Genomic DNA, 23,795 nt, shown 5'->3' on the forward strand with positions numbered 1-23,795 from the left:
CGGCCCGGCCCCGTGAGGGACCGGACCGCTTCGAGTCGTACTTGAACGACGCGGGGGCTAGAAGCCGCCCATGCCGCCCATGTCACCGGCACCGGCGCCCGGGTCGGCCGCGGCCTTCTCCGGCTTGTCGGCGACGACGGCCTCGGTCGTCAGGAACAGCGCCGCGATCGAGGCGGCGTTCTGCAGAGCGGAACGCGTCACCTTGGTCGGGTCGTTGATGCCCTCGGCGAGCATGTCGACGTACTCACCGGTCGCGGCGTTGAGGCCCTGACCGGCGGGCAGGTTCGCCACGCGCTCGGCGACGACGCCGCCTTCGAGACCCGCGTTCGCGGCGATCTGCTTCAGCGGAGCGGACAGCGCGGCGCGCACCAGCGTGACACCGGTCGCCTCGTCACCCTCGAGCTCGAGCTTGTCGAACGCGGTCGCACCGGCCTGGACCAGCGCGACACCACCGCCGGGGACGATGCCCTCTTCGACGGCGGCCTTCGCGTTGCGAACGGCGTCCTCGATGCGGTGCTTGCGCTCCTTCAGCTCGACCTCGGTGGCCGCGCCGACCTTGATGACGGCGACGCCACCGGCGAGCTTCGCGAGGCGCTCCTGGAGCTTCTCGCGGTCGTAGTCCGAGTCGGAGTTGTCGATCTCGTTGCGGATCTGCTGGACGCGACCGTTGATCTGGTCCTCGTCACCGGCACCGTCGACGATGGTCGTCTCGTCCTTGGTGATGACGATCTTGCGGGCCTGGCCGAGCAGGTCCAGCGACACGTTCTCGAGCTTGAGCCCGAGCTCCTCGCTGATGACCTGACCGCCGGTCAGGATCGCGATGTCGCCCAGCATGGCCTTGCGGCGGTCACCGAAGCCGGGGGCCTTGACGGCCACGGACTTGAAGGTGCCACGGATCTTGTTGACGATCAGCGTCGCGAGGGCTTCGCCCTCGACGTCCTCGGCGATGATGACGAGGGACTTGCCCGACTGCATGATCTTCTCGAGCGTCGGGAGCAGGTCCTTGACGGCCGAGATCTTCGAGTTGACGATCAGGATGTACGGGTCGTCGAGGACGGTCTCCATACGGTCCTGGTCGGTCACGAAGTAACCGGAGATGTAGCCCTTGTCGAAGCGCATACCCTCGGTCAGCTCGAGTTCGAGGCCGAACGTGTTCGACTCCTCGACCGTGATGACGCCTTCCTTGCCGACCTTGTCCATCGCCTCGGCGATGATGTCGCCGACGGTCGAGTCACCGGCGGAGATGGAGGCGGTGGCGGCGATCTGGTCCTTGGACTCGATGTCCTTCGACAGCTTCGCGAGCTCATCGGCGACGGCCGCGACGGCCGCTTCGATGCCGCGCTTCAGCGCGATCGGGTTCGCGCCGGCGGCGACGCTGCGCAGGCCTTCCTTGACGAGGGCCTGAGCCAGAACGGTCGCCGTCGTGGTGCCGTCACCGGCGACGTCGTCGGTCTTCTTGGCGACCTCTTTGACCAGCTCGGCGCCGATCTTCTCGTACGGGTCCTCCAGCTCGATCTCCTTGGCGACGGACACACCGTCGTTGGTGATCGTGGGGGCGCCCCACTTCTTGTCGAGGACGACGTTGCGGCCCTTGGGACCGAGCGTCACCTTCACGGCGTCGGCGAGGATGTTCATGCCCCGCTCAAGCCCACGGCGAGCCTCTTCATCGAAGGCGATGATCTTAGCCATTCGGCTTCTACCCTTTCGGATATCGATTGACACGTCTCTTCGAGGCGGATGGCCCGCGACGACCCAGACCAGCTGTCGACGCGGTGCGTCAACGGTGGTCCCACCACCCCTTGCGGTTGGCACTCACATAGAGCGAGTGCCAATGACAGGTATAGCACTCTAACCCCGAGAGTGCCAAATCGGGTGATGTTATGTCTGGTAGCGGCTGTGTCGACGCTTACTCGGGCGCGCCGTCCAGCATCGCCGTCGTCGTCAGTCCCGGTTCCTCGGCGGCGCGCGCCTCCGCATAAGTGACGAGGAGACCACCGGTGAGCAGGAGCCCGACGAGCAAAGTCGACAGATAGGAGCCGATCGCGTCGGAGGCGATCTCGGCGGTGGTGACGGTCGCCTGAACTCCGGACAGGGGAGACGTGAACAGCCCCGCCAGAAGCGCTGTGGCGCAGGTGATCGTCAGGACGAACAGCAGCAGGAGCAGCATGCGGCCGAGGATCTTGGCGAACGACCGGTGCACCAACCGCAGGGATCGGGCGAGCGCCGGTCCGGTCTCGCAGACGACGACCGGGCCGAACAGTCCGAACACGACGATGAGGTATACGCCCGGCAGGACGAAGACGCAGATTCCCACCATGACGCAGACGGCGGCGAGGACGTACCAGCCCCACATTCGCAGGCCGCGACGGAATCCATATTGGAGGGATTCGCCGATGGAGACGCGGCGGTCCGCGGCCTCGACGAGGGCGATTCGAAGGGCCGCCGCCCAGCCGACGCACGAGAGGTACGCCGTGAGCAGCGACACCACGAGGACGATTCCGAGCCGGGCGCCCAGGGCGCGGGCGTCGTTCAGGAACGCGGCCGTCGGGGTGTGCAGCTCGTCGGCCTGGTCCCGCAGCATCTGGGACGCGACCTCGTTGATGAAGAGCCCGCCGATCGCCGACGCGATCACGGGGATCAGCGCGGTCACGGCGAGGACGACCAAGATCTTTCGCCAACTTCGGGAGATCACGCTGGTCAGGTTCGCTGACCATCCACTGAGGTCATCCGGGATCAGCGGATCGGAGCGGCGGTTTCCTGGCGATGCGGTCATGGCTGACGGGTTTCCTGACGTCGGAGCTGCATGGGCGATGCCCCGTCGCGAGGCCCCTGACGCGCCGACTGGCGGTGTGGTCGCCGGATCCCCTGCGCGGCTCGTGTGGTGACGAGCCGACCCGCGCCGCCGGGTTCGATCGGGCCCGCTCGCGACGGACGATCCGTCGCGGACGCCCGTGAACAGCGGTAAGGGTGGGCATCCGTGAGGATACCCACCCTTACAAGCTTGTGGCGTCGTCTCAGACGATGCGAACGTTTTCCGCCTGCGGACCCTTGTTTCCCTGCGCGACATCGAATTCGACGCGCTGACCGTCGTCCAGCGAACGGTAGCCGTCCGACTGGATGGCCGAGAAGTGGACGAAGACGTCAGCTCCGTTGTCGACGGCGATGAAGCCGAAGCCCTTCTCAGCGTTGAACCACTTGACGGTGCCTTGTGCCATGTACTTCCTTCTTACTGTGCGTTCTCCAGTTCGCGCGGATGCGCTAACCGGTCGATCACCGCGCGAAGCGCGCCAGTCACACGTTGGTGAGTCAAGCTCGGCAGGCGGAAATGGAATCTCACGACACCGGTTCGACGATGACCAGGTTAGGAGGCTACACGAAAGCACCCCCGGATGCCCATTCTGCCGGTAGCGGATGTATGACTCTTCGCACCGGCGTGTCGTGCCCGTGCGCCTGGCGTCATGAGTCACATCACAGTCGCGGGGCGACGGGGCACACGGTCTCGCGGTACCGCGTCGAAGGCCCGGCATCGAGGTCGATCTCGATGCCGGGCCCTCGCTCACTCGATCGCGCGTCGCGGGTTCAGCGGTCCCGCGACGTTCCGGGTCCGGTCACTCCGCGGTGCGCGGCTCGACGTGCTTACGGCTCTGGACGATCCGGAAGCGGTTCGCCACGTAGGCGCCGTCGGTCAGGGCCGCGTTGGCCGCCGCGTTGCCGCCCGAGCCGTGGAAGTCGGAGTAGGCCGCGGACTGGTTGACGAACACGCCCGCCGTCAGGTTCTGCGACAGGTGGGTGTTGACGTCGATCGCGGTGGCGACCGCCGCGTCCAGCACGCCATCCTGTGTGGAGTAGACGCCCATGGTGAGAGCCCCTTCGCGCCCCACGACGTCCCGCACCACGGCGAGGCTCGCGTCCGTGTCGTCCGTCGTGACGAGGAAGGTCACGGGGCCGAAGCACTCGCTGGCGTACGCGTCGGAGGACCCGGCGTCGACGCCGAGGATCAGCGGGGACCGCACGCGCGCCTTCGGGTAGGCGGGGTGCTCGACGGTCCGGGACGGCAGCAGCACCTCGCCGAGCGACGCCGCGTCGTCGACGCGCTGGACGACCTCCGGCGAGACGATCGCGCCGATCAACTCGACGGCGCGGGCGTCATCGCTGGTGAGCTTTGCGACCGACTTGACGATGCCCGCCTTGACGTCGTCCGCGGACAGGCGGCCGTCGGGGGTCTCGATGCCGTCGCGCGGGATGAAGATCGCCTGCGTCGTCGTGCACATCTGGCCACTGTAGAGGCACAGGGTGAAGGCGATGTTGTTGAACATCCCCTTGGGATTGTCGGTGGAGTCGATGACGATCGTGTTGACGCCGGCCTTCTCCGTGTACACCTGCGCTTGGCGGGCGTTGAACTCGAGCCACTCGCCGAAGGAGTTCGAACCGGTGAAGTCGATGATCTTGATCGACGGGTGCATCGCGACGATCTCGGCGATGCCGTCCTCCGGGTTCTCGGCGGCGAGCGTGACGAGGTTCGGGTCGAAGCCCGCGTCCGCGAGGACCGCGCGCGCGTGTCGCACGGTCAACGCCAGCGGGAGCACCGCGCGCGGGTGCGGCTTGACGATCACGGGGTTGCCGGTGACGAGCGAGGCGAACAGGCCCGGGTACGAGTTCCAGGTCGGGAAGGTGTTGCAGCCGATGACGAGTCCGACTCCGCGTGGGACCACGTGGTACGTCTTCTCCATCGCGAGCGGTCCGGCCTTTCCGCCCGGCTTCTCCCAGTACGCGGTGGCGGGCACGCGGGTCTGCTCGGCGTAGCCGTACGCGACGGCCTCCAGGCCGCGGTCCAGCGCGTGCGGGCCGCCCGCCTGGAACGCCATGACGAACGCCTGACCGGTGGTCGCGTGCACGGCGTTGGCGAGGGTGAACACGTCGGAGTGGATGCGGTGCAGGATCTCCAGGCACACGCCCGCGCGGGTGGCCGGGTCGGCGGCGCGCCACGCCGGCCACGCGGCCTCGGCGGCGTTGATCAACTCGGTCGGATCGGAAGCGGGGTAGGTGATCCCGAGGTCGATCCCGAACGGGCTGTCCTCGGTCGTGACGTGGCGGGGTGCCGTCGGCTGGTCGATCTCGAAGGTCTTTCCGAGCAGCGCCTCGAAGGCGGCCTTTCCATCGTCGGCGGCGGTCTCGCCGTAGACGCGCGGACTCGGGGACTCGGGGTAGGCCGAGTAGTACTCGCGCGAGGCGATCGCGGTCAGCGCTGCGTCGAGGGTCTCACGGTGCTTGCTGAACAGTGGGTGCGTCATGCGATTCATCATGCCGGATATCGGGGCGGTGACGACACGGGCGCGGGCGGAGCGTGAGGAGTCCTCTCGGCCGCGCGGGGTCCGAAAGCACGGGTCCGATCCGCCCGAGAGCGCGACGTCACAATGGTGTCATTATGGATGAAATGGTCCGCACGCGATCGCGCGGACGGAACATCCACTGAGGAGATGCCCTCTCGCCTTCGGCTGGAAGATCACGATTCCAGGGCGTCGGCGAGAGGGCGGATACCCAGAAGGACCGGGCCTGATTGTCGACGTCGGCATGCCGTCACGCCAACACCGACTCAGCATGGCAGCGCCGTGGGACGGCGGCAACCGATTAACGATCGAGACGACTTCGTCGCCGAGTCGACATCCGACGCCGGTTTTTCGCCGTCAGCCCTCGGCGGCCCGACGGAGCCGGTTCGCGAGCGCGTCGACGGCTCGACGGAGTCCGGGGGGTGCCTCGACCGTGAAGTCGGCGCCGAGCCACGCGAGCGTCATGGCGGCCAGGTCATAGGAGTCCGTCGCGAGCTCCAGTTCGCACGTGGTCGCGTCGATCGGGGTGACGATCCCGCTGACAAGGGCCGCCACGTCGGCGGCCGGTGCCGCGACTCGCACCCGGCATCGATACGGCCACATGTCGAAGCCGAGCGCGTTTCGCAGGTAGGCCACCAGATCACCGCCGGGGGCTTCGCGGGGCGTGAATCGCGGGCCGCCGGGGACGAGCGGGCGCACGCGATCGAGTCGGAACGTTCGCCAGTCGTCGCGATCGACGTCGAAGCCGACGAGATACCAGCGTCGGTCCCACAGGACGGCCTGGTGCGGTTCGACCGATCGCCGAGACGGGGTGCCGTGATGGTCGACGTAGTCGAATCGCAGGGTCTCGCGGACCCGGATCGACGTCGAGACCGCGTCGAGAACCGACGGGTCCATCGTGTTGTCCGTGGTGGGTTCGGGCATCGCGGTGACGGCGGTGTGCAGCGCGGCCACACGCTGCCGAAGCCGGGACGGCAGTACCCCGTCGAGCTTGGCGCGGGCCAGCTCGGCGGCGTCGTCGATGCCGGTGATGCGTGATCGGGCGGCGAGGCGCAGGCCGACGGCGATCGCGACGGCCTCGTCGTCGTCGAGCAGCAGCGGGGGCACCTTCGTGCCCGCCCGAAGGCGGTATCCACCATGGACACCTTGGGTCGCGTCGACGGGGTAGCCGAGCTCCCTGAGCCGGTCGACGTCGCGCCGGATCGTGCGCGGCGTGACGTCGAGCCGGGCCGCCAGTTCGGGACCCGCCCACTCCCGAGGGGTCTGCAACAGGGACAGCAGCCGGAGGAGACGCGCGTGAGTGGGCAACATTTCTCCAGAATGCCAGCGAAATAGGAACGATCCTGTCCGCTATCGGCCGCATGCTGCGTCCATGACACGAACACCGTTCCGTATCGACATCCCGCAGGCCGACCTCGACGAGTTGCGCGCCCGTCTCGACGCGACGCGCTGGCCCGACGAGTTGCCGGGCGCCGGCTGGGACTACGGCGTCAACCGCGAATGGCTGCGCGAGCTCGTCGAGTACTGGAGGCACGGCTACGACTGGCGCCGGCATGAGGCCCGGCTCAACGCCGTCGCGCAGTTCATGACGACGATCGACGGTCAGCCGATCCACTACCTGCACGTCCGTTCGCCGGAACCGGACGCGACGCCGCTCCTGTTGACGCACGGCTGGCCCAGCACCGTCTGCGACTTCCTCGACGTCCTCGGGCCGCTCACGGATCCGCGATCGCATGGGGGCGACCCGGCCGACGCATTCCACGTCGTCGCGCCGTCGGTGCCGGGCTTCGCCTTCTCCGGCCCGACCCTGGAACGTGGCTGGGGACTGACCCGGATCGCCTCGGCGTTCGCGCGGCTCATGGCCGACCTCGGCTACGAGCGGTACGGCGCGCAGGGCGGTGACTTCGGCAGCATGGTCTCGCCGGAGCTGGGCCGGATCGCGACGGAGCACGTCATCGGCGTTCACGTCAACGCGCTCGCGAACGCGGCGGTCTCGACCGATCCCTCTGATATGGAGCGTTTGGGCGCGGAGGATCGCGCCCTCGTCGAACAGAACGAGCACTGGTGGTACGGCCACTCGGGCTACGCGACTCAGATGTCGACCCGGCCGCAGACCATCGCTTACGCGCTCAACGATTCCCCCGTCGGTCAGCTGGCGTGGAACCTGGAGTGGTTCGTCGACTGGGACCCGGCGAACACCGAGCAGACGCGGGTCTCCCGCGACGCGATCCTGACGGACGTCACGACCCTGTGGCTGACACGGACGGCGGGATCGGCGGCGCGCCTGTACCTGGAGGCCGGTGAGGGCGGCTGGGGCGAGCGACCCGCTCCGTCACCGGTGCCGACTGCGGTCGCGAACTTCCCGGGCGACCGGGCGGTGCGCGGAGTGGCCGAGTTGTCGAACACCATCGTCCGGTGGACGGAGTTCGACCGCGGCGGCCACTTCGCGTCCTTGCAGGCGCCGGACCTGCTCGTCGGCGACATCCGGGAGTTCTTCCGCGACCTGGGTTAGTCCGCCGCGACTGCGACGAGAGGCGACTGCCGTCCTGTCCGGCCTACCCGTCGAACCCTGAACAGCCTGTCGCGTTGTTCAGGGTTTCGGCTTAACCCTGAACAAGCGGGGTCGTTGTTCGGGGTTCGGTTGGGTGTCGCCGGTTGTGGTGGTCGCCGTGATGGTGGTGAAACGACGAACGCCGGATGATCGCGATGATCACCCGGCGTTCGTGTTGCTTTGGCGGTGGCGGTGGGATTTGAACCCACGGACGGGTTGCCCCGTCACACGCTTTCGAGGCGTGCTCCTTCGGCCGCTCGGACACGCCACCGCCGAAAAGGTTACCGAAGCTCCCACGGAGGCGTGCGGTGGGGTGGCACCGCACGCTCAGCCCAGGTCAGAGCTTGTGGCTGCACAGGATGTAGTCGGACGAGGTCGAATCCGGGTAGTCCACCCAGTACCAGAAGTCGACGGCACGGCCATCGGGAGTCGACGGGCAGTCGGTCTCGCTGATCGTCCCGTACTCGATCGAGTAGACCTTGTAGTTCGCCGAGGAGTCGGAGCAATCGGCGATCTCCGCGTCCCACGCCTTCGTGTCCGGGTCGGATTCCCACGCGTACAGGCAATCCCCGACGAGCGCGTAGCGCGGGTCGGTGCTGTCGGTCGGCGTCGGAGTGGCCGAGCTCGGGGCGTCCGAGGACGGGGCGTCCGTGGGAGTATCGGTCGTCTCCGTCGAGGTCGTCGAGTCCGCTTCCGGATCCTTGGCCTCCCCACGGTTCGTGAGAACCAGGATCACGACGACGATGAGGATGAGCACGACGGCGCCCGCGCCACCCGCGACCCACGCGACCGTGTTGTTGTTCTTCGGCGGCTCAGGCGGTAGGAACCCCGTCATCCCCGGCTGGGGCTGCGGTGGAGGCATGCCACCGGCGGCGGGGCTGTACGGCATCCCGGTGACGGGCTGCTGGCTCTGCGGGTCGTATCCGTAGCCGTCGCCCGGGTGGGACGGGCTGTACCCGCCGCCCTGCGGGTAGCCACCACCTTGGGGTTGGGCATACGGATCGTGCTGGGTGGGCTGATACGGCGGAGCGTAGGGATCCTGCGGCGGCTGGTTGTAGGGGTCTTGCGGCTGCTGCGGCCGACCGTACGGATCATTCGGCTGTCCGTACGGATCCTGCGGACCGTACATAGACATACGGTGGTCTCCTCTTCGTGGGGGTGCTCGCGGCGTACGCCAAGGACTGGCCAAACTCCGCAGTCGGTTCACGGGACCGAACGTCTCGAATGAACCCAGGGCCGTGCGGGACGCTCGCCTTCATTAGAACGCTGGCTGTCAAAGATACGACGAAATACTGACATCGACATGAAGCGGCGTCACCCGCAAAGCAATCGATTTCACAACAGCCGGGGCTGTTCCGCGCGCGGACCACGGGAGACAACTCGCCCAAACGGCGTGAACAGGCCCGAATCGATCGCGTCCAGTAGTGGAGAACCTGTGCCCGAATGGCTGACGTACAGCAGGTCAGCGGCTCGGCTCATCGCCACGAACAGGGATCGACGCGCGTTCGCGGTGTCCGGATAGTGTTCTCGCGTCACGGATGCGCAGTACACGACGCGATATTGCCGCCCGGCGAGCTCGTCGGCGTCTCCCCAACCCGGGCCTATCACCGCGACCTCCGACGCGTCGACGCCGAGCGGGGCCAGGCGATCCCGGAGCCGGTCCGCCAGAGTCTGCTCGTCGTGGATCGAGGTGGCGTAGTAGCGGCCGATCGGCGCCGTTCCGGCGGTCGGCCGGGTCGGCATCATCTGTCGGCCGGGCGCGCGCGTCGTCGGAGTGATGAGCTGCATGACGGCGGCGATGATCGGAGCCGTCGAGCGATGGTTGCGCGTGAGCCGGACGACCCGGGCGTCCGGAAAGTCCTCCGGGAACCATTCGAACAGGACCGGCTCCGTCAGCACCGACGAGTCCGGGTCTCCCGTCGCGGTGAACGCGGGAGCGTCGCCCCGATCGGCGCGCAACGCCTGGTACAGCTTCGGGTCCATCAGGTGCAGGTCGTCCACGAACAGGTGGCCGAGCGGCGGCGGGGCCGAGAGCTCACCGAAGGCCGCGAAGGTCATGTCGTCGCACGCGTCGCCGACGAGTTCGCGCAGCCGCGTCTCGATGAGCGCGACGGCGTGCGGGGTCGCCGCGAGGACGAGACACTGCGACGCCGGGACGTTGAGCTCCGTCACCAGGTACGCGATCCGCCGGACCAGGACGTGCGTCTTGCCGGTGCCGGGGCCCGCGTTGATGAGCAGGGGACCGGGCGGAGCCGACGCGGCGACACGCTGCATCGCGTCCACATTGTCTAGGATGCCGGTGCCGACCTCTTCCATCCCTGCCAGGCAGGGGCCGTCCGGCGCTCGCGGATTGGGCCGCTGGGGGACGATCGGGTCGGGCATCGGGACGTACGTGACCGCTTTCAGGGCGCGCGGTTTCGCGCCCCGGCCGCGACGCGGCACCCGAGCGCCCGCGGGCAGGTCGAACAGCGCGCTTGGCTCATGTGTCGAACCCACACTCGAATCCTTTCAAAGCCGACGCGGTGGTGACGGTGCGGGTGTCGTCAACCCCCGGCGAACGGTGGCAGAACGTCGACCGTGTCGTCGGGGCCGACCGGAGAGTGACGGTCGTGGACCGTCACACCGGAGAGCAGCAGCCCGCACGACGGCAGGATGCGCGCCAACGGTTCGCCGTGACGTCGACTGAGCTCGTCGCGGAGTTCGTCGACGGTCGCGGCGTCGACGGATTCACTGTCCAGGCCGGTCGCGGCGCGCGCGGCGGCGAAGTATCGAACGGTTGCCACGGTGCGTCCTCATCTCAATGGCGTTCGGTGCGGATCTCAACCGCCGATGGCCGACATCGGTCGCGGTGGTTGGAGGAAGGTCTCGTCGTCGATCCCGTGACCGGGGCGTTTGGCCCACATCGTCGCGCGCCACGCGTCCGCGATCGTCTCATCCGGCTCACCCGCCCGCAACAGCGCGCGCAGGTCCGTCTCGGTCGTCGCGAACAGGCACGCCCGGACCTGACCGTCGGCGGTCAGCCGGGTCCGGTCGCAATCACCGCAGAACGGGCGCGTCACGGACCCGATGACGCCGACCTTCGCGGGTCCGCCGTCAACGAGCCAGGTCTGCGCCGGTGCCGCCCCGCGCGGCGCCGGGTCGGGCGACAGCGCGAACTCCGTCGCCAGGAGGGCGAGGATCTCGTCGGCCGTCACCATGTCGTCCCGGCTCCAGCCGTGCTGCGGATCGAGCGGCATCTGCTCGATGAACCGCAGCTGGTAGCCGTGCTCCAGCGCGAACCTCAGCAGCGGCACCGCCTCGTCCTCGTTGACGCCGCGCATGAGCACCGCGTTGACCTTGACCGGGGTCAGACCGGCCGTGGCGGCGGCGGCCAGGCCGGCGACGGTGTCGTCGAGGCGATCGCGATGCGCGAGTCGGCGGAACCGTTCGCGGTCCAGTGTGTCCAATGAGACGTTGACGCGGTCCAGCCCGGCGGCGGCGAGCGCCGCGGCGCTGCGCTCGAGGCCGATTCCGTTGCTGGTCAAACTGATCCGTGGTCGCGGCTCCAGCTCGGCGGTGCGGCTGACGATGTCGACGATGCCTCGTCTCAACAGCGGTTCGCCTCCCGTGAACCGGACCTGCCGGACGCCCAGCAGCCGCACCGCGATCCCGACCAGCCGCACGACCTCGTCGTCGGTGAGCAGCTCCGGTTTCGGCAGCCACGGCAGTCCTTCGGCGGGCATGCAGTAGGTGCATCGCAGGTTGCACCGGTCCGTCAGTGACACCCGCAGATCGACGGCCGTGCGTCCGTATCGATCGCGGAGCGCGTCGGCGGGTGGGGTAGCGGTCATACCTGCGACGGTAGCCGCTGGCACCGACCAAATTCGCGATGGCTGACGTGGGCGCGGCGGGAGCAGCGAGTGCCGGACGGCATAGGTGCCTGGCGTACCATCGACCGGTGAGCTTGCGACTGTATGACACTGGCACCCGGAAGGTGCGCGACTTCGTGCCGCGCGTACCCGGCAAAGTCGGCGTATACCTTTGTGGTCTCACGCTCCAGGGGCCGCCACATATCGGCCACCTTCGATCCGGTGTCAACTACGACGTCCTGAACGCGTGGCTGCGACACGGCGGCCTCGACGTCACGTACGTCCGTAATGTCACCGACATCGACGACAAGGTCCTCGCCAAGGCCGAGGACCAGGGCCGCCCGTGGTGGGCGATCTCGTTCGAGAACGAGCGCCGACTCGCCGCCGCCTACGCGGCGCTCGGGGTCCGGCCGCCGACGTACGAGCCCCGCGCCACCGGGCACATCCCGGACATGATCGAACTGATCGACACCCTCGTGGAACGCGGTCACGCCTACGCGCCGGGCAACGGCGACGTCTACTTCTCGGTGGCGTCGTTCGCCGAGTACGGCGCCCTGTCGCACCGCAAGCCCGAGGACATGCTGAGCGTGGTCGACGGCGACGAGAGCGCGAAGCGCGACCCACGGGACTTCACGCTGTGGAAGGCCACGAAGCCGGGCGAACCCGCCGACGCGACCTGGCCGACGCCGTACGGGCGCGGACGCCCCGGCTGGCACCTGGAGTGCTCGGCGATGGCCCGCCGCTACCTCGGCGACGGCTTTGACATCCATGGTGGAGGGACGGACATCATGTTCCCGCACCATGAGAACGAGATCGCGCAGTCCAAGGGTGCCGGTCTCGACTTCACGAACTTCTGGGTGCACAACAACATGCTCAACTTCGGTGGAACGAAGATGAGCAAGTCACTCGGCAACACGATGAGCGTCGAGGCGCTCGGCGAGCGCGGGTTCCGACCCGTCGAGATCCGCTACTACCTGGTGGCGCCGCACTATCGGTCGGCGTTCGACTTCTCGGACACGGCTCTCGGTGAGGCCGCCGCCGCCTACGGGCGACTCGACACCTTCGTGCGTCGGGTCGCCGACCTCGCCGGGGCGAAGTCCACGGTGGATGGTCAGCTGATGCCGGGCTTCGTCGCCGCGTTGGACGACGACCTGGGGACGCCCGCCGCGCTCGCCGTGATCCACGAGACCGCGCGAGAGGGCAACTCGGCCGTCGACGCGGGGCGGGAGGACGACGCGGTGCGCGCCGCCGCGTCCGTGCGTGCGATGCTCGGCATCCTGAACCTGGACCCGTTGTCTCCTCAGTGGAACGACGAGGGTGGGGCGGAGCTGACTCCGGTCGTGGATTCGCTCGTGTCGATGGTGTTGGAACAGCGCCAGCAGGCGCGCGCCCGCAAGGACTGGGCGACCGCCGACGCGATTCGCGATCAGTTGGCGCGGGCGGGATTGAGTATCGAGGACACCGCGGCCGGTGCCCGGTGGAGTGTGGACAAGGAACGGGGTAACGGCGGTGGCCGGTAATTCTGAGCGTAGAGCGAAACGGGTGACGTCCAAAAAGGGCTCAGCCAAGGGCAGTGGTGGTCAGGGCAAGAAGGCCCTGGAGGGACGCGGCAAGACACTTGGGGCGACGGATCGACCGTGGCACAAGGCTTACAGCGGCGACAACGTCCCGAAGAAGACCAAGTGGAAGCAGGAGAAGGAGCGCAAGGCCGCGGCCGCCGAAGGGCGCGTCTCGCGGATCGGGCGCTCGAAGCCTCCTCCGAAGCGCCGCGACACCGGTGACACCGTCGAGGTGATCGTCGGTCGCAACCCGGTCGCCGAGGCGATGCGGGCGAACGTTCCGGGCACGGCTCTGTATGTCGCGCAAGGTATCGAGGTCGACGAGCGAATCCGGGAGTCGGTGCGTCTCGCGGGCAACCGTGGCATGCCGATCCTCGAGGTGACCCGCTTCGAGTTGGATCGCCTGTCGCGCAACGCCGTCCATCAGGGCATCGGCATCCAGGTCCCGCCGTTCCACTACGAGACCTTCGAGGATCTGCTCGCGGCGTCCGCGGAACACCCGCACCCGCCGCTGTTGGTGGCGCTCGACGGCGTGACCGACCCGCGGAACCTCGGTGCGATCGTGCGCTCGGTGGGCGCGTTCGGCGGACACGGTGTCGTGCTTCCGCAGCGGCGCGCCGCCGGGATGACCGCCACGGCGTGGCGGACGTCGGCGGGCGCGGCCGCGCGGGTCTCGATCGCGCGGGCACCGAACCTGACGCGGGCGATTCAGCAGGCGCAGCAGGCCGGCCTGCTGGTCGTCGGGCTCGACGCCGACGGCGAGGTCGACCTGTTCGAACTTCCGGCCGCGACCGAACCGATCATGGTGGTCGTCGGCTCCGAGGGGCGCGGACTGTCCCGCCTCGTCGGCGAGACCTGCGACCTGCGTGTGCGCATTCCGATAACGTCCGATGTGGAATCATTGAACGCCTCCGTGGCGGCTTCGGTGACACTCGCCGAGATCGCGCGCCGTCGCCGCTAGGTCGATCGCCGCACGAATGTAGAACCGCCGTGGCGGGGACCACCGGTCCCCACTCACGGCGGTTTTTCGTCTACTGTGGCTTGGTTGGCCAAAGGTTCCGCTTGGTTGGGCAAATTGCGAAAACACGCCTGATTTGGAAATTTGCCCAACCAAGCGAGCAATTTGCCCAACCAAGCGGTAAGGGGGAACTAGAGGTAGAGGCCCATCGGCGGGGTGTCGTCCTCGTCGGTCGCGCCGCTCGGGAGCGGCTTCGGGTCGAAGAACCGGCGCCCGCCGAACTTCTCCTGTAGACGGTCGTCGAGGTCGTCGGCGAGTCGGGTCATCGATTCGACGGCCAGCATCAGGTGCCGGGGCTGGAAGTCCCGCCCGTAGACCGGTACGGACGCCCAGATCGTGGAGTCGCTGAAGTACAGGCGCCCGATCGGCAGGCGTCGCGTCAACTCCGACAGCTCCCGCCAGAGTCGCTCGTTACCCGCCACGTCCGTCAACAGTGGAGAGTAGACGTCGACGACGGGCGGCGCCTCCGACGGCTTGATGAACACCATCGCGGAGCCCGAACGGACGCTGATCTCCCCCGCGTCGTCGATCGACAGGTGCGAGGGCGTGGTGTGCAGCAGCGCCGCCACCACCGTCGCCACCATGTCCGCGAGCGGGCCCGACTGGGCGGGCGCGGCCACGACGGCCAGCGGCTCCTGCTCGATCGTCACGCGCGCGCTCGGCAGCGGACGGGCGGGGGTGAGCGACAGGTCGACGTCGGCGTCGTCGTCAGGCCCCTGGAAGTCGTAGGTCAGGAACGCCGGGTGCGGCGCCCCATACACGTCGCGCATGGTGCGGGCGACGACCGTGGCGAGCTGCCCGGCGTCGTCGGCGGGAACGTGCAGGCCGAAGCGTTCGCCGCTGCCGTCCAGCACTCCCGGGGGCTGCCAGCCGAGGGCGACGAGCTGCCCGACGGCCACCCGGTTCAGCTGCGCGTTCTCCGGAAGCGTCGCGTTGCTCGTGGCGTCGGCTCGGACGAGCCGGTCGGCGTCGACGGAGAACGACACGTCGTAGATGGCGTTGCCGGTTCCCGACGAGGTCGGGTCCAGGATGAGAGCGAGATCCGAGCCCTCGGGCAGCCGCGGCAGGACGGCCGCGAGCGCCGTTGTGAACTCTCGCCAGGCCGCCGCCACCTTCGCGGTCAAATCAGGTGCGTTGTCCTCCACACTGGCAGACACTACCCATCTCGCCGGCGTGATCGCCAGCGCCGCCGATCGCCTCCCGCGGGGCGGGCGCGTGCCGGATCGCCGGAACAGTGGGACAGTAGAGGCGTCCTGTCATTCGGTGAGGTCGACGTGGTGCGGTTCCCCTCATCGCGCTGAGCTGGCGTGGGGTCGCTGTCGGGCGGTGTCGATCGCCCCGGCTGAGTCCGTCTTCGCGTCGGCACCGGGCGACGGGGCGACGTCGGAGCGCGGCACCGCCGCACGAGTACGTCGGAGTCGAGCCCACCTGACGCGAAGGAGCGTGCCGCATGTCACAGCAGGAGCCGGAGAGTGACGCCGCGTTCGGGGCGCCCGCCCGGACGGCCGCCGGGTTCACCGGTGTCGTCGTCGGGATGAGGCACGCCCTCGGCGCGCCCGGTGTCGCTCGGGGGACGCGGGCCCTGTTGCGCATCAACCAACCCGACGGTTTCGACTGTCCCGGTTGCGCCTGGCCCGAACCGTCGCATCGGTCAGTCGCGGAGTTCTGCGAGAACGGCGCCAAGGCGGTCGCCGAGGAGGCGACGAAACGTCGCGTCGACCCGGCCTTCTTCGCGGCGCATCCGGTCGCCGAGTTGGCGACGTGGGATCACCATCGCCTGGGGAAGTCCGGGCGCATCACGCATCCCGTCGTTCGGCGGCCCGGCGACGACCACTATCGACCGATCTCGTGGCAGGACGCCTTCGCCCTCGTCGGCGACACCCTGCGGGAACTGCCCGACCCGAACGGGGCGCTGTTCTACACGAGCGGCCGGACGTCCAATGAGGCCGCGTTCCTGTACCAGCTGTTGGCTCGCGCGCTCGGCACGAACAATCTTCCCGACTGCTCGAACCTGTGCCACGAGTCGTCGGGAATCGCGTTGACCGACACGATCGGCATCGGCAAGGGCAGCGTGACCCTGGAGGACGTCCACACCGCGTCGCTGATCGTCGTCGTCGGCCAGAACCCCGGCACGAATCACCCGCGCATGCTGACCGCGTTGGAGACGGCGAAACGGAACGGCGCGAAGATCATGGCCGTCAACCCCTTGCCGGAGGCCGGTCTGCTCGCGTTCAAGAACCCGCAGACCGTCCGGGGTCTCGTCGGTGGGGGGACCGATCTGACGGACCTGTTCCTGAAGGTCCGCATCGGCGGCGATCAGGCGCTGTTCGCGGCGATCGGCGGGTTGCTGCGCGAGTGGGGCGCCGTCGACGACGGTTTCATCGACGAGTACACCACCGGCTATCCCGAGTACGCGGCCACCACACCGGACTGGGGCGCCGTCCTCGCCGCGACGGGCCTCACCCGTGCCGAGATCGTCGACGCGGCCCGGATGTTCGCCGACAGCGACGCGACGATCGTGTGCTGGGCGATGGGTCTCACCCAGCACCGGGACGCCGTCGCGACGATCGCCGAGATCGTCAACGTCCAGCTCATGCGCGGCATGATCGGTAAGCCCGGTGCAGGGTTGTGCCCGGTGCGCGGCCACTCGAACGTCCAAGGTGACCGGACGATGGGGATCTGGGAGCGGCCCCCGCCGTGGATCGACCGGTTGGAGGAGGAGTTCGGCATCGCGGTGCCGCGCGAGCCCGGCTTCCACGCGGTCGACGCGATCACCGCCATGGCGGACGGCCGCGCGAGCGTCTTCGTCGGGCTCGGCGGCAACTTCGCGGCGGCCAGCCCGGACACCGCCGTCACCGAGGCCGGACTGTCCTCATGCGAGCTCACCGTTCATGTATCGACGACCTTGAACCGGTCGCACGTCGTGCCGGGTCGCACGAGTCTGATCCTGCCGACGATCGGGCGGACCGAGCGCGACGAGCGCGCCGCCGGGGACCAGTTCGTGTCCGTCGAGGACTCCATGAGCCGCGTCCATTCGTCGCGCGGGCGGCTGCGCCCGGCGTCCCCGCACCTGATCAGCGAGGTCGCGATCGTCTGCGGGATCGGACAGGCGACGCTCGGCGACGCGTTGCCGTGGCGGGAGTTCGCCGACGACTATCGCGCGGTGCGGGAGCGGATCGCCGCCGTCGTACCGGGTTTCGAGGACTACGAGCGCCGACTGCGCGGCGACGGCTTCACGCTGCCGCACCCCCCGCGTGACGAGCGCAGGTTCGCCACCCCCGATGGCAAGGCCCGCTTCACGTCCTCGCCACTGTCGATGATCGACAGTCCGCCAGGGACATTGCTGATGCAGACCCTCCGAAGCCACGACCAGTACAACACCACGATCTACGGCAGGGACGACCGTTATCGCGGGGTCTCGAACGCGCGTCGGGTCGTCTTCTGCAACACCGACGACCTGGAGCGGCTCGAGCTGGCGGACGGGGACCTTGTCGACATCGTGAGCCACTGGTCCGACGGCGTCGAACGTCGCGTCAAGGCCTTCCGGGTCGTCGCGTATCCGATCGCCTTCGGGTGCGCCGCGACGTACTTCCCGGAGGCGAACCCGCTGGTGCCCCTCGGATCGACGGCCAAACGCTCGCACACGCCCACCTCGAAGGCGATCGTGGTGACGCTGCACAAGTCCTGACGCGACCGGGCGACGGGCCGCTGCGTGAGAGGACCACGTCGCCGGGCGGGCGTGAACCGCGACGTCGCGGCGGCGATCGGCCCTCAAGACGCCGCGTGACCTCGGACCAGGCCCGTGCCGGACGGCCGGACGACCGTCAACGATCCGCCAGGGCCTCCACGACGCGGGACATCGCGGCCTGCCAGTGGAGGCGTTGACGGGAGCGCTCGGCGGTGTCGGCCATGCGTTCCTGGTGGAAGCCGAGGACGCAGCGGCCGTCGCCGGGATCGGTGACGGTCACTTGCACGATCGTGTCGTGGGTGGCGTTCGCGGAGCGCCAGGTCAACCGGACGCGGTCGTCGTCGTGGAAGGACCGGACCTCCCCGGTCGTACCATCCTCTGTGGTGTATCGGCTTCCGGGCTTCGTCCCGAGCTTCGCCCCGGCGCCGAGCCACAGCTCGATTCCGTTGTCGCTCAACAGGAACGTCCACACCCGTTCCACGGGGTACGGCAGCGTCTTCGACACCCCGATCTCCCAACCGGCGTCCCTCGTCAACCCCGTCATCCCGAAACTCCGTTCGCGTCGTGGGCTTCGACGCTAACGGGACGGGACGGCGGCCGCCGGTGTTTCGGCAAGCCCTCGGCGGGCGACGTCAGGCGCGGGCGCAGAGGATCGTCTCCTTGGCGTCCGGCGGGTACAGCCCGTCCGGGGCGGGTTTCGCGGTTCGGTGAACGCCGACGCAGAACCGGATCGGCCCCGTCAGGTCCGGCACGGTGCCGGCGAGTTCGGTGGGGTAGTCGACCCGGAGCGCGTCGACGTCGAGGTCGAAGCTCTGCACGAGTTTCTCGCCGAGCTCGAGCGTCGTCGCGGCGATGCGCGCCGGGTCGGTCGATCCGGCGCCGCAGTCGCGGCGTTTACCCGTGTCGGCGTGGGTGAGCTCGCCGTCGGGGTTGCCGTGGCAGGTGTCGATGATGCGCAGGCCCAGCTCGGTCACGTCCCCGTCGACGACGATCTGGATGTCGTCGTCGGTCGCCTCGAGCTCGGCGGGCCGGGGATTGGCGGGATCGGCGACCCAGCCACGGTTGTAGACGACGAGCGGTCGTGTCTGGGTGTTGGTGACGCGATAGGAGATCGTGACGGTGTGCTCGGTGACGGTGAGGTCGACGTCCCAGTCGACGCCCGCCATGTGGGAGCGGGACCCGTCGACGCCGCACCCGGTGAGCGCGCCGAGCGCGATGAGCGTTGAGGACAGGATCGACAGTGACCGCATGGGTCCATTGTCGCGGCTGGAGGGGCGTCGATGGTGGCGGCTGTGGCGGGCGTGTGGCGGGGCACCCGCACCATTACTATATGTCGCCTTTTGGTCGCTCTTCGGGGTGTGTTGTGTGGTGAAACTGTCGTACCCGCGGCCGACAATGGATGCACTGCCATAAGTCACGGGCGGCGCCCTGCCGATACGTCGGTCGTGACGCGTTCGCTTGGCTGGTCCCGGGGGGCGCCTCGTGACCAGCCAAGCGGCGCTTCTCTTCCGCGCCGCGCGTTCGGCGCGACGGTCTAATCCTCTTCGTCTCCGACGTCGACGTGCGTCGGGTCGAGGACGCGACGCAGGAACGTCCTGGTGCGTTGCTCCTGCGGTTCCTCGAGAACGCTCCGCGGCGGTCCCTCCTCGACGATGACTCCGCCGTCCATGAACACGACGCGGTCGGCGACGTCGCGCGCGAACGCCATCTCGTGCGTCACGACCATCATCGTCATGCCGTCGTCGGCCAGTGATCGCATGACCGTGAGGACGTCGCCGACGAGTTCGGGGTCGAGCGCGGAGGTCGGCTCGTCGAACAGCATCAGCGTCGGCCCCATCGCCAGGGCCCTGGCGATCGCGACACGTTGCTGCTGTCCACCGGACAGCTTCGACGGATACTGGTTCGCCTTCTCGGCGACGCCGACCTTGTCGAGCTGTTCGAGTGCGATCTTCTTCGCATCGGATTCGCTGCGCCCCAACACCTTCCGCTGGGCGATCGTCACGTTGTCGAGCACCGTCATGTGTCCGAACAGGTTGAACTGCTGGAACACCATGCCGATCTGGCGACGGGCGAGATCGAGGTTCGCGTCGGGGTGGGTGAGCAGGAAGCCTTCAACGATGATGTCGCCGCGGGTCGGTTGTTCGAGCAGGTTGACGCAGCGCAGCAGCGTCGACTTGCCGGATCCGGACGGGCCGATGACGCACACGACCTCGCCCGGCTTGATGTCCAGGTCGATGCCGCGCAGGACCTCGAGCGAACCGAAGGACTTGTGCAGGCCGGAGATCTGGACGACGTACTGCTCGTCGTACTCGCTCATCGCGCTTCTCCTTGCTTGCGTTCGAGCCGCCGGACCACGAAACTCAGCGGGATCGTGATGAGCAGGTACGTCAACCCGGCGACGACCAGCGGCGTCGGGTTTCCGTGCAATGTAGACATGTCGGACCCGTACTTGGCGAGTTCCCTGGTGGCCGAGGAGACGCCGATGACGTACACCAGCGACGAGTCCTTGAACAACAGGATCAGCTCGTTCGTCAACGGGGGGATGACGATGCGAACCGCCTGCGGCAGGACGATCGTGCGCGTCGCCTGCGCGTGGCTCATCCCGAGCGACCGGGCCGCCTCGACCTGGCCCTTCGGGACGGCCTGGATGCCCGCGCGGAACGTCTCGGCGAGATACGCCGCGCTGACCAGCCCGAGGCCGAGCGCGACCGTGCCGTAGGTGTCGAACGGCATCACGAAACCGGGGAACGCGACCGGGACGCCGAACGCGAGCAGCAGGAACACCAGCAGCGCCGGCATCCCACGGAACAGCTCGATGTACGTGCTGGCGATGACGCGGTTGACGCGCACCGTCGACAGCCGCATGATGGCGAGCCCGAGCCCGAGGACGAAACCGAGGGCGTAACCCGTCACGGTGTAGATGAGGGTGTTGGCCAGCCCGACCGTGAACAGTTCGGGGATCATCTCCCACGCCAGATCGACGCGGAAGAACGCGTCGGCGATCAGTTTCCAGTTCGCCATCGAGACGATGACGACCGCGATGACGGTCAGCGCGGTGTACTGGATCGCGCGGGCGCGCTTGGCACGCCGACGTGGGCTGAGCCCAGGCGGAATGCGCGGCCCGGGCTCAGTCACTGTCGAGGTCATGACGCGGCAGGCTCCGTGCCGAACCACTTCTTGTAGATCTCCGCGTAGGCGTCGCCCGCCTTCGCGTCCTTGATGGCCTTGTTGACGACGTCGACCAGCACCTGGTCGGCGTCCTTCTTGAAGCCGAGGCCGTACTGCGAACCGGTCTCGATCGTGCCGCCCAGCTCGAACTTCTCGGCGATCTCGGGCTTCTTCAGCCATTCCTGGATGACCGGGAGGTCCTGGAGGATCACGTCGACGGTGCCGGACTGGAGGGCCTGGAGCTGCTTGCCCGAGTCCTCGTACTCCTGCGGGGTGAGGCCGTTGTCCTGGGCGAACTGGAGGCTCGTGGTCGAGGCCTGGACGCCCAGCTTCAGTTCGCCGTCGATGACGTCCTGGATCGACTCGACGGCTTCGCCCTTCGGCGTCATGAACGCGATGGCCTCGTCGAAGTACGGCTCGGAGAAGGTGAGGTTCTTCTCGCGCTCCGGGGTGATCGTCATGCCCGCCGCCGCGAGGTCGCACTTGTTGCCCGTGAGGGCCGCGCCGCTCTCGATCGAGTCGAACTTGATGTCGATGATCTCCTGCTCGAGGCCGAGTTCCTCGGCGGCGAGGTTCACGATGTCGACGTCGAAGCCGACGACCTCCCCGCCCTCCTCGAACTGGAACGGCACGTACGGCAGGTTGGTGCACACGGTCAACTTGTCCGGGTTCACCAGCGTGACGGTGTAACCGCCTGGGGTCTTGGCCTCCTGCGGGCCACCGCCGCAGGCACTGACGGAAAACGCCACGGCGACGGCGGCCGCAGCGGCGAGAACGCGCCGTCGGGGAAAGTTCAGTCTCACAGTCGGAACTCCTTGTTAGGCGGCTGGGAAAGGGGGCGGAATGTAGGCGTCATGCTGCCACAAACCGGACGACGCAGTGGCGTCGATTACGTAACGGTCCGGTGGCGACGTCCCGCGTTACCTGGCGTTTGGCACGGACGGTTATCGTGAATGCGAGCTGTGAAAGAAGGTATGCACCCCTATGAACTCCTCGTTGCTCACGGGCCTGCTGGTTCTGCTGGTCCTGGCGTTGATCGTGTTCGTCGTGCTCAAGATCGTGTCGCAGGTCCGGGCGGAGAAGCGCCGCAACGCCCCACCGCCCCCGAAGCCGCAGGATCCGTTCGCCGACCACGATTCCGACGTGCTGCGGGGTGACCCCCGGGCGCTGAAGGCCGGCGACATCTTCGACACGCACGGGGAGACCTTGACGGTCCGCGGGAGCCTCCGCCTCAAGGAGGGCGGCTACCAGTGGAGCGAGCACCTCATCGACACCGGCGGCGGCGTCAAACGCTGGCTGTCCGTCGAGGAGGACCCGGACCTGGAGCTCGTCCTGTGGACCGAGGTTTCGGACGCCCCGTCCGGTCCCGGTCCGAAGCAGCTCGACTACCAGGGCAGGATCTTCCGGTCCGTCGAGTCGGGCCGCGCCCGCTACGCGAGCGAGGCCACGACGGGGCTCGGCCCCGAAGGGTGGGTCGCCTACCACGACTACGAGGCGCCCGACGGCACCAAGTTGTCGTATGAGGACTTCGGCGAGAAAGGGCGGAGCGAGGCCGCCGTGGGTGTGCGGATCCACCGCAACGAGATCGTCATCTACCCGCAGTCGTCATGATCGTCAATCTGGACGTTCCCTACACCGATTCCCAGGTCACGGATCTGAGTTATCGGCGTTCGCCGATCGATCTGCCGGTGCTCGACACCCTGGAGCACCCGAAGGTCCTCGACGGCTGGTCCCTGTCCCTGCATCTGCTCGGCGCGAGCCACCAGGCGGTCCTCAAGACGCCGTGGGGCGTCGAGACCGAGACGGTCGCGTGCATGCGGCAACCCGGTGCGCGCCTGCCGATGTGGAGTCGTTCCGGCGGCGCGAAGGTGCAGATGTCGTTCCGCTGCCACGTTCACACGCCGGCGCGCCCGGTATTCGCGGAGCGTTGCGCTCAGCTGCGGCGCGACGCGCAACGGTCACCCCATACCCTCGTCGGGATCTTTCCCGGTGATCACGATGCGTTGACATATCTCAGTATCATTCCCGGCATCGAACAATGTCGATGGAGAACGGTGCACGCCTACCCCGAACGCCGCCAGCTCGTCGTCACCGACACCGTGGCGGCGCCGTCGGGTCCCCTCGTGCACTCCGTCGACTCCGTTCGATCAGTCCTTCCGCCCAGACCCCCACGGGAGCACCGTTGAGCGCCAACGGCAACAAAGCCACCAACTGGTGGATATTCGGAACCGTCGCGGTGATCGGACTCGTCATCGCCGCCGTCGCGATCGGTTCGACGTCCGGAAGTCCCCGCGACTTCATCGATGACAAGTACCGGTGTTCACCGGACCCGGAGGACCACGACAGCGCCGTCTGCACGTCGTCCTCGTCCCCCTCGACGGTGGCCTCCGAGATCCGTCGCGCCGTTCGCCCGATCGACACCCACTCCGACTACCAGTCGGGCGCGACCTTCTTCCAGTACCGCGACGACATTCTCGCGATCTTCCCCGACGGGAGCGGATCGCGAATCGAAATCGACGACTACAACCGTGGCTACACCCGGCATTCGACGTACATCGGCACCTACTGGAGTTCCACCCGGCCAGGGTCCTCCAGCGGATCCGGTGGCTACGGCGGTTTCGGCGGCGGCAAGTGAC

The 23,795-nt window shown here is 68.1% G+C and carries 22 protein-coding genes and 1 tRNA gene; 7 read left to right on the plus strand and 16 right to left on the minus strand.

Features of this window, described 5'->3' with window-relative positions; all coding sequences use genetic code 11:
- Positions 1–57: 57 nt before the first annotated feature.
- From groL to ACM9NP_RS15485, 5 genes are all read right to left on the minus strand, one after another.
- Entirely contained in the window at positions 58–1,689 is a 1,632-nt protein-coding gene (groL, locus tag ACM9NP_RS15465) for a chaperonin GroEL (protein WP_415647397.1), read from the minus strand.
- 217 nt (positions 1,690–1,906) lie between these two features.
- Positions 1,907–2,773 (minus strand): hypothetical protein, encoded by an 867-nt coding sequence (locus ACM9NP_RS15470; protein WP_415647398.1) that lies wholly within the window; start codon positions 2,771–2,773, stop codon positions 1,907–1,909.
- 241 nt (positions 2,774–3,014) lie between these two features.
- Positions 3,015–3,215: a cold-shock protein gene (locus ACM9NP_RS15475; RefSeq protein WP_415647399.1), complete on the minus strand. Its 201-nt coding sequence runs from the start codon at positions 3,213–3,215 to the stop codon at positions 3,015–3,017.
- Positions 3,216–3,608: 393 nt separating this feature from the next.
- Positions 3,609–5,300 (minus strand): phenylacetic acid degradation protein PaaN, encoded by a 1,692-nt coding sequence (gene paaN, locus ACM9NP_RS15480; RefSeq protein WP_415647444.1) that lies wholly within the window; start codon positions 5,298–5,300, stop codon positions 3,609–3,611.
- Positions 5,301–5,684: 384 nt separating this feature from the next.
- Positions 5,685–6,638, minus strand: coding sequence for a helix-turn-helix transcriptional regulator (locus tag ACM9NP_RS15485; RefSeq protein WP_415647400.1), 954 nt, complete (start codon positions 6,636–6,638; stop codon positions 5,685–5,687).
- Between the two features lie 61 nt (positions 6,639–6,699).
- On the opposite strand from ACM9NP_RS15485, the gene ACM9NP_RS15490 reads away from it, so the two are divergent.
- Positions 6,700–7,839 carry an epoxide hydrolase family protein gene (locus tag ACM9NP_RS15490; RefSeq protein WP_415647401.1) on the plus strand — a complete coding sequence of 380 codons (1,140 nt, stop codon included), beginning with the start codon at positions 6,700–6,702 and terminating at the stop codon, positions 7,837–7,839.
- A gap of 220 nt (positions 7,840–8,059) precedes the next feature.
- Here the strand turns inward: ACM9NP_RS15490 and ACM9NP_RS15495 are convergent.
- The 5 genes from ACM9NP_RS15495 to moaA form a co-directional block, all read right to left on the minus strand.
- Positions 8,060–8,149: transfer RNA gene (locus ACM9NP_RS15495), tRNA-Ser, on the minus strand.
- A gap of 66 nt (positions 8,150–8,215) precedes the next feature.
- Positions 8,216–9,013, minus strand: coding sequence for an LppU/SCO3897 family protein (locus tag ACM9NP_RS15500; RefSeq protein WP_415647402.1), 798 nt, complete (start codon positions 9,011–9,013; stop codon positions 8,216–8,218).
- Positions 9,014–9,213: 200 nt separating this feature from the next.
- Positions 9,214–10,374: a UvrD-helicase domain-containing protein gene (locus ACM9NP_RS15505; protein ID WP_415647403.1), complete on the minus strand. Its 1,161-nt coding sequence runs from the start codon at positions 10,372–10,374 to the stop codon at positions 9,214–9,216.
- A 47-nt stretch (positions 10,375–10,421) separates the two neighbouring features.
- Entirely contained in the window at positions 10,422–10,661 is a 240-nt protein-coding gene (locus tag ACM9NP_RS15510; protein ID WP_415647404.1) for a MoaD/ThiS family protein, read from the minus strand.
- A gap of 36 nt (positions 10,662–10,697) precedes the next feature.
- Positions 10,698–11,708, minus strand: coding sequence for a GTP 3',8-cyclase MoaA (gene moaA, locus ACM9NP_RS15515; protein WP_415647405.1), 1,011 nt, complete (start codon positions 11,706–11,708; stop codon positions 10,698–10,700).
- Positions 11,709–11,815: 107 nt separating this feature from the next.
- Here moaA and cysS point away from each other — a divergent pair, with 107 nt between their 5' ends.
- Together cysS and rlmB are read left to right on the plus strand one after the other, a co-directional pair.
- Positions 11,816–13,246: a cysteine--tRNA ligase gene (gene cysS, locus ACM9NP_RS15520; protein ID WP_415647406.1), complete on the plus strand. Its 1,431-nt coding sequence runs from the start codon at positions 11,816–11,818 to the stop codon at positions 13,244–13,246.
- A complete protein-coding gene (gene rlmB / locus ACM9NP_RS15525; protein ID WP_415647407.1) occupies positions 13,236–14,246 on the plus strand; it encodes a 23S rRNA (guanosine(2251)-2'-O)-methyltransferase RlmB in 1,011 nt (336 codons plus the stop codon). Before cysS ends, rlmB begins: the two co-directional genes overlap by 11 nt.
- Before the next feature lie 188 nt (positions 14,247–14,434).
- On the opposite strand, the gene ACM9NP_RS15530 is transcribed toward rlmB, so the two are convergent.
- On the minus strand, positions 14,435–15,448 hold the full coding sequence (locus ACM9NP_RS15530) for a T3SS (YopN, CesT) and YbjN peptide-binding chaperone 1 (protein WP_415647408.1): 1,014 nt from the start codon (positions 15,446–15,448) through the stop codon (positions 14,435–14,437).
- A gap of 305 nt (positions 15,449–15,753) precedes the next feature.
- Between ACM9NP_RS15530 and ACM9NP_RS15535 the strand changes: the two genes are divergently transcribed.
- On the plus strand, positions 15,754–17,991 hold the full coding sequence (locus tag ACM9NP_RS15535) for an FdhF/YdeP family oxidoreductase (protein ID WP_415647409.1): 2,238 nt from the start codon (positions 15,754–15,756) through the stop codon (positions 17,989–17,991).
- A gap of 136 nt (positions 17,992–18,127) precedes the next feature.
- On the opposite strand, the gene ACM9NP_RS15540 is transcribed toward ACM9NP_RS15535, so the two are convergent.
- From ACM9NP_RS15540 to ACM9NP_RS15560, 5 genes are all read right to left on the minus strand, one after another.
- On the minus strand, positions 18,128–18,535 hold the full coding sequence (locus ACM9NP_RS15540; protein WP_415647410.1) for an SRPBCC domain-containing protein: 408 nt from the start codon (positions 18,533–18,535) through the stop codon (positions 18,128–18,130).
- An 88-nt stretch (positions 18,536–18,623) separates the two neighbouring features.
- The gene (locus ACM9NP_RS15545) at positions 18,624–19,241 is read right to left on the minus strand and encodes a hypothetical protein (protein ID WP_415647411.1); all 618 of its coding nucleotides are present in this window, start codon (positions 19,239–19,241) and stop codon (positions 18,624–18,626) included.
- Positions 19,242–19,525: 284 nt separating this feature from the next.
- Positions 19,526–20,308 carry an amino acid ABC transporter ATP-binding protein gene (locus ACM9NP_RS15550; RefSeq protein ID WP_415647412.1) on the minus strand — a complete coding sequence of 261 codons (783 nt, stop codon included), beginning with the start codon at positions 20,306–20,308 and terminating at the stop codon, positions 19,526–19,528.
- Positions 20,305–21,138, minus strand: a complete 834-nt coding sequence (locus ACM9NP_RS15555; RefSeq protein WP_415647413.1) for an amino acid ABC transporter permease — start codon at positions 21,136–21,138, stop codon at positions 20,305–20,307. Before ACM9NP_RS15555 ends, ACM9NP_RS15550 begins: the two co-directional genes overlap by 4 nt.
- Positions 21,135–21,962, minus strand: a complete 828-nt coding sequence (locus ACM9NP_RS15560) for a substrate-binding periplasmic protein (RefSeq protein WP_415647414.1) — start codon at positions 21,960–21,962, stop codon at positions 21,135–21,137. Before ACM9NP_RS15560 ends, ACM9NP_RS15555 begins: the two co-directional genes overlap by 4 nt.
- Before the next feature lie 181 nt (positions 21,963–22,143).
- On the opposite strand from ACM9NP_RS15560, the gene ACM9NP_RS15565 reads away from it, so the two are divergent.
- From ACM9NP_RS15565 to ACM9NP_RS15575, 3 genes are read left to right on the plus strand one after another with little or no spacing between them, the layout of a single operon-like run.
- Positions 22,144–22,770 (plus strand): DUF4178 domain-containing protein, encoded by a 627-nt coding sequence (locus ACM9NP_RS15565; RefSeq protein ID WP_415647415.1) that lies wholly within the window; start codon positions 22,144–22,146, stop codon positions 22,768–22,770.
- Positions 22,767–23,345, plus strand: coding sequence for a DUF2617 family protein (locus ACM9NP_RS15570; RefSeq protein ID WP_415647416.1), 579 nt, complete (start codon positions 22,767–22,769; stop codon positions 23,343–23,345). Before ACM9NP_RS15565 ends, ACM9NP_RS15570 begins: the two co-directional genes overlap by 4 nt.
- Entirely contained in the window at positions 23,342–23,794 is a 453-nt protein-coding gene (locus ACM9NP_RS15575; RefSeq protein WP_415647417.1) for a DUF4247 domain-containing protein, read from the plus strand. Before ACM9NP_RS15570 ends, ACM9NP_RS15575 begins: the two co-directional genes overlap by 4 nt.
- Position 23,795 lies beyond the last annotated feature (1 nt).

The sequence above is a fragment of the Stackebrandtia soli genome (assembly GCF_965137155.1).
Taxonomy (GTDB): Bacteria; Actinomycetota; Actinomycetes; order Mycobacteriales; family Micromonosporaceae; genus Stackebrandtia; species Stackebrandtia soli.

Bases quoted from the DNA above. Each gene is read 5' to 3' on its own strand.
- groL (WP_415647397.1), bottom strand. From the start codon at position 1,689: ATGGCTAAGATCATCGCCTTCGATGAAGAGGCTCGCCGTGGGCTTGAG.
- ACM9NP_RS15470 (WP_415647398.1), bottom strand. From the start codon at position 2,773: ATGACCGCATCGCCAGGAAACCGCCGCTCCGATCCGCTGATCCCGGAT.
- ACM9NP_RS15475 (WP_415647399.1), bottom strand. From the start codon at position 3,215: ATGGCACAAGGCACCGTCAAGTGGTTCAACGCTGAGAAGGGCTTCGGC.
- paaN (WP_415647444.1), bottom strand. From the start codon at position 5,300: ATGAATCGCATGACGCACCCACTGTTCAGCAAGCACCGTGAGACCCTC.
- ACM9NP_RS15485 (WP_415647400.1), bottom strand. From the start codon at position 6,638: ATGTTGCCCACTCACGCGCGTCTCCTCCGGCTGCTGTCCCTGTTGCAG.
- ACM9NP_RS15490 (WP_415647401.1), top strand. From the start codon at position 6,700: ATGACACGAACACCGTTCCGTATCGACATCCCGCAGGCCGACCTCGAC.
- ACM9NP_RS15500 (WP_415647402.1), bottom strand. From the start codon at position 9,013: ATGTCTATGTACGGTCCGCAGGATCCGTACGGACAGCCGAATGATCCG.
- moaA (WP_415647405.1), bottom strand. From the start codon at position 11,708: ATGACCGCTACCCCACCCGCCGACGCGCTCCGCGATCGATACGGACGC.
- ACM9NP_RS15535 (WP_415647409.1), top strand. From the start codon at position 15,754: ATGTCACAGCAGGAGCCGGAGAGTGACGCCGCGTTCGGGGCGCCCGCC.
- ACM9NP_RS15540 (WP_415647410.1), bottom strand. From the start codon at position 18,535: ATGACGGGGTTGACGAGGGACGCCGGTTGGGAGATCGGGGTGTCGAAG.
- ACM9NP_RS15545 (WP_415647411.1), bottom strand. From the start codon at position 19,241: ATGCGGTCACTGTCGATCCTGTCCTCAACGCTCATCGCGCTCGGCGCG.
- ACM9NP_RS15550 (WP_415647412.1), bottom strand. From the start codon at position 20,308: ATGAGCGAGTACGACGAGCAGTACGTCGTCCAGATCTCCGGCCTGCAC.
- ACM9NP_RS15555 (WP_415647413.1), bottom strand. From the start codon at position 21,138: ATGACCTCGACAGTGACTGAGCCCGGGCCGCGCATTCCGCCTGGGCTC.
- ACM9NP_RS15565 (WP_415647415.1), top strand. From the start codon at position 22,144: ATGAACTCCTCGTTGCTCACGGGCCTGCTGGTTCTGCTGGTCCTGGCG.
- ACM9NP_RS15570 (WP_415647416.1), top strand. From the start codon at position 22,767: ATGATCGTCAATCTGGACGTTCCCTACACCGATTCCCAGGTCACGGAT.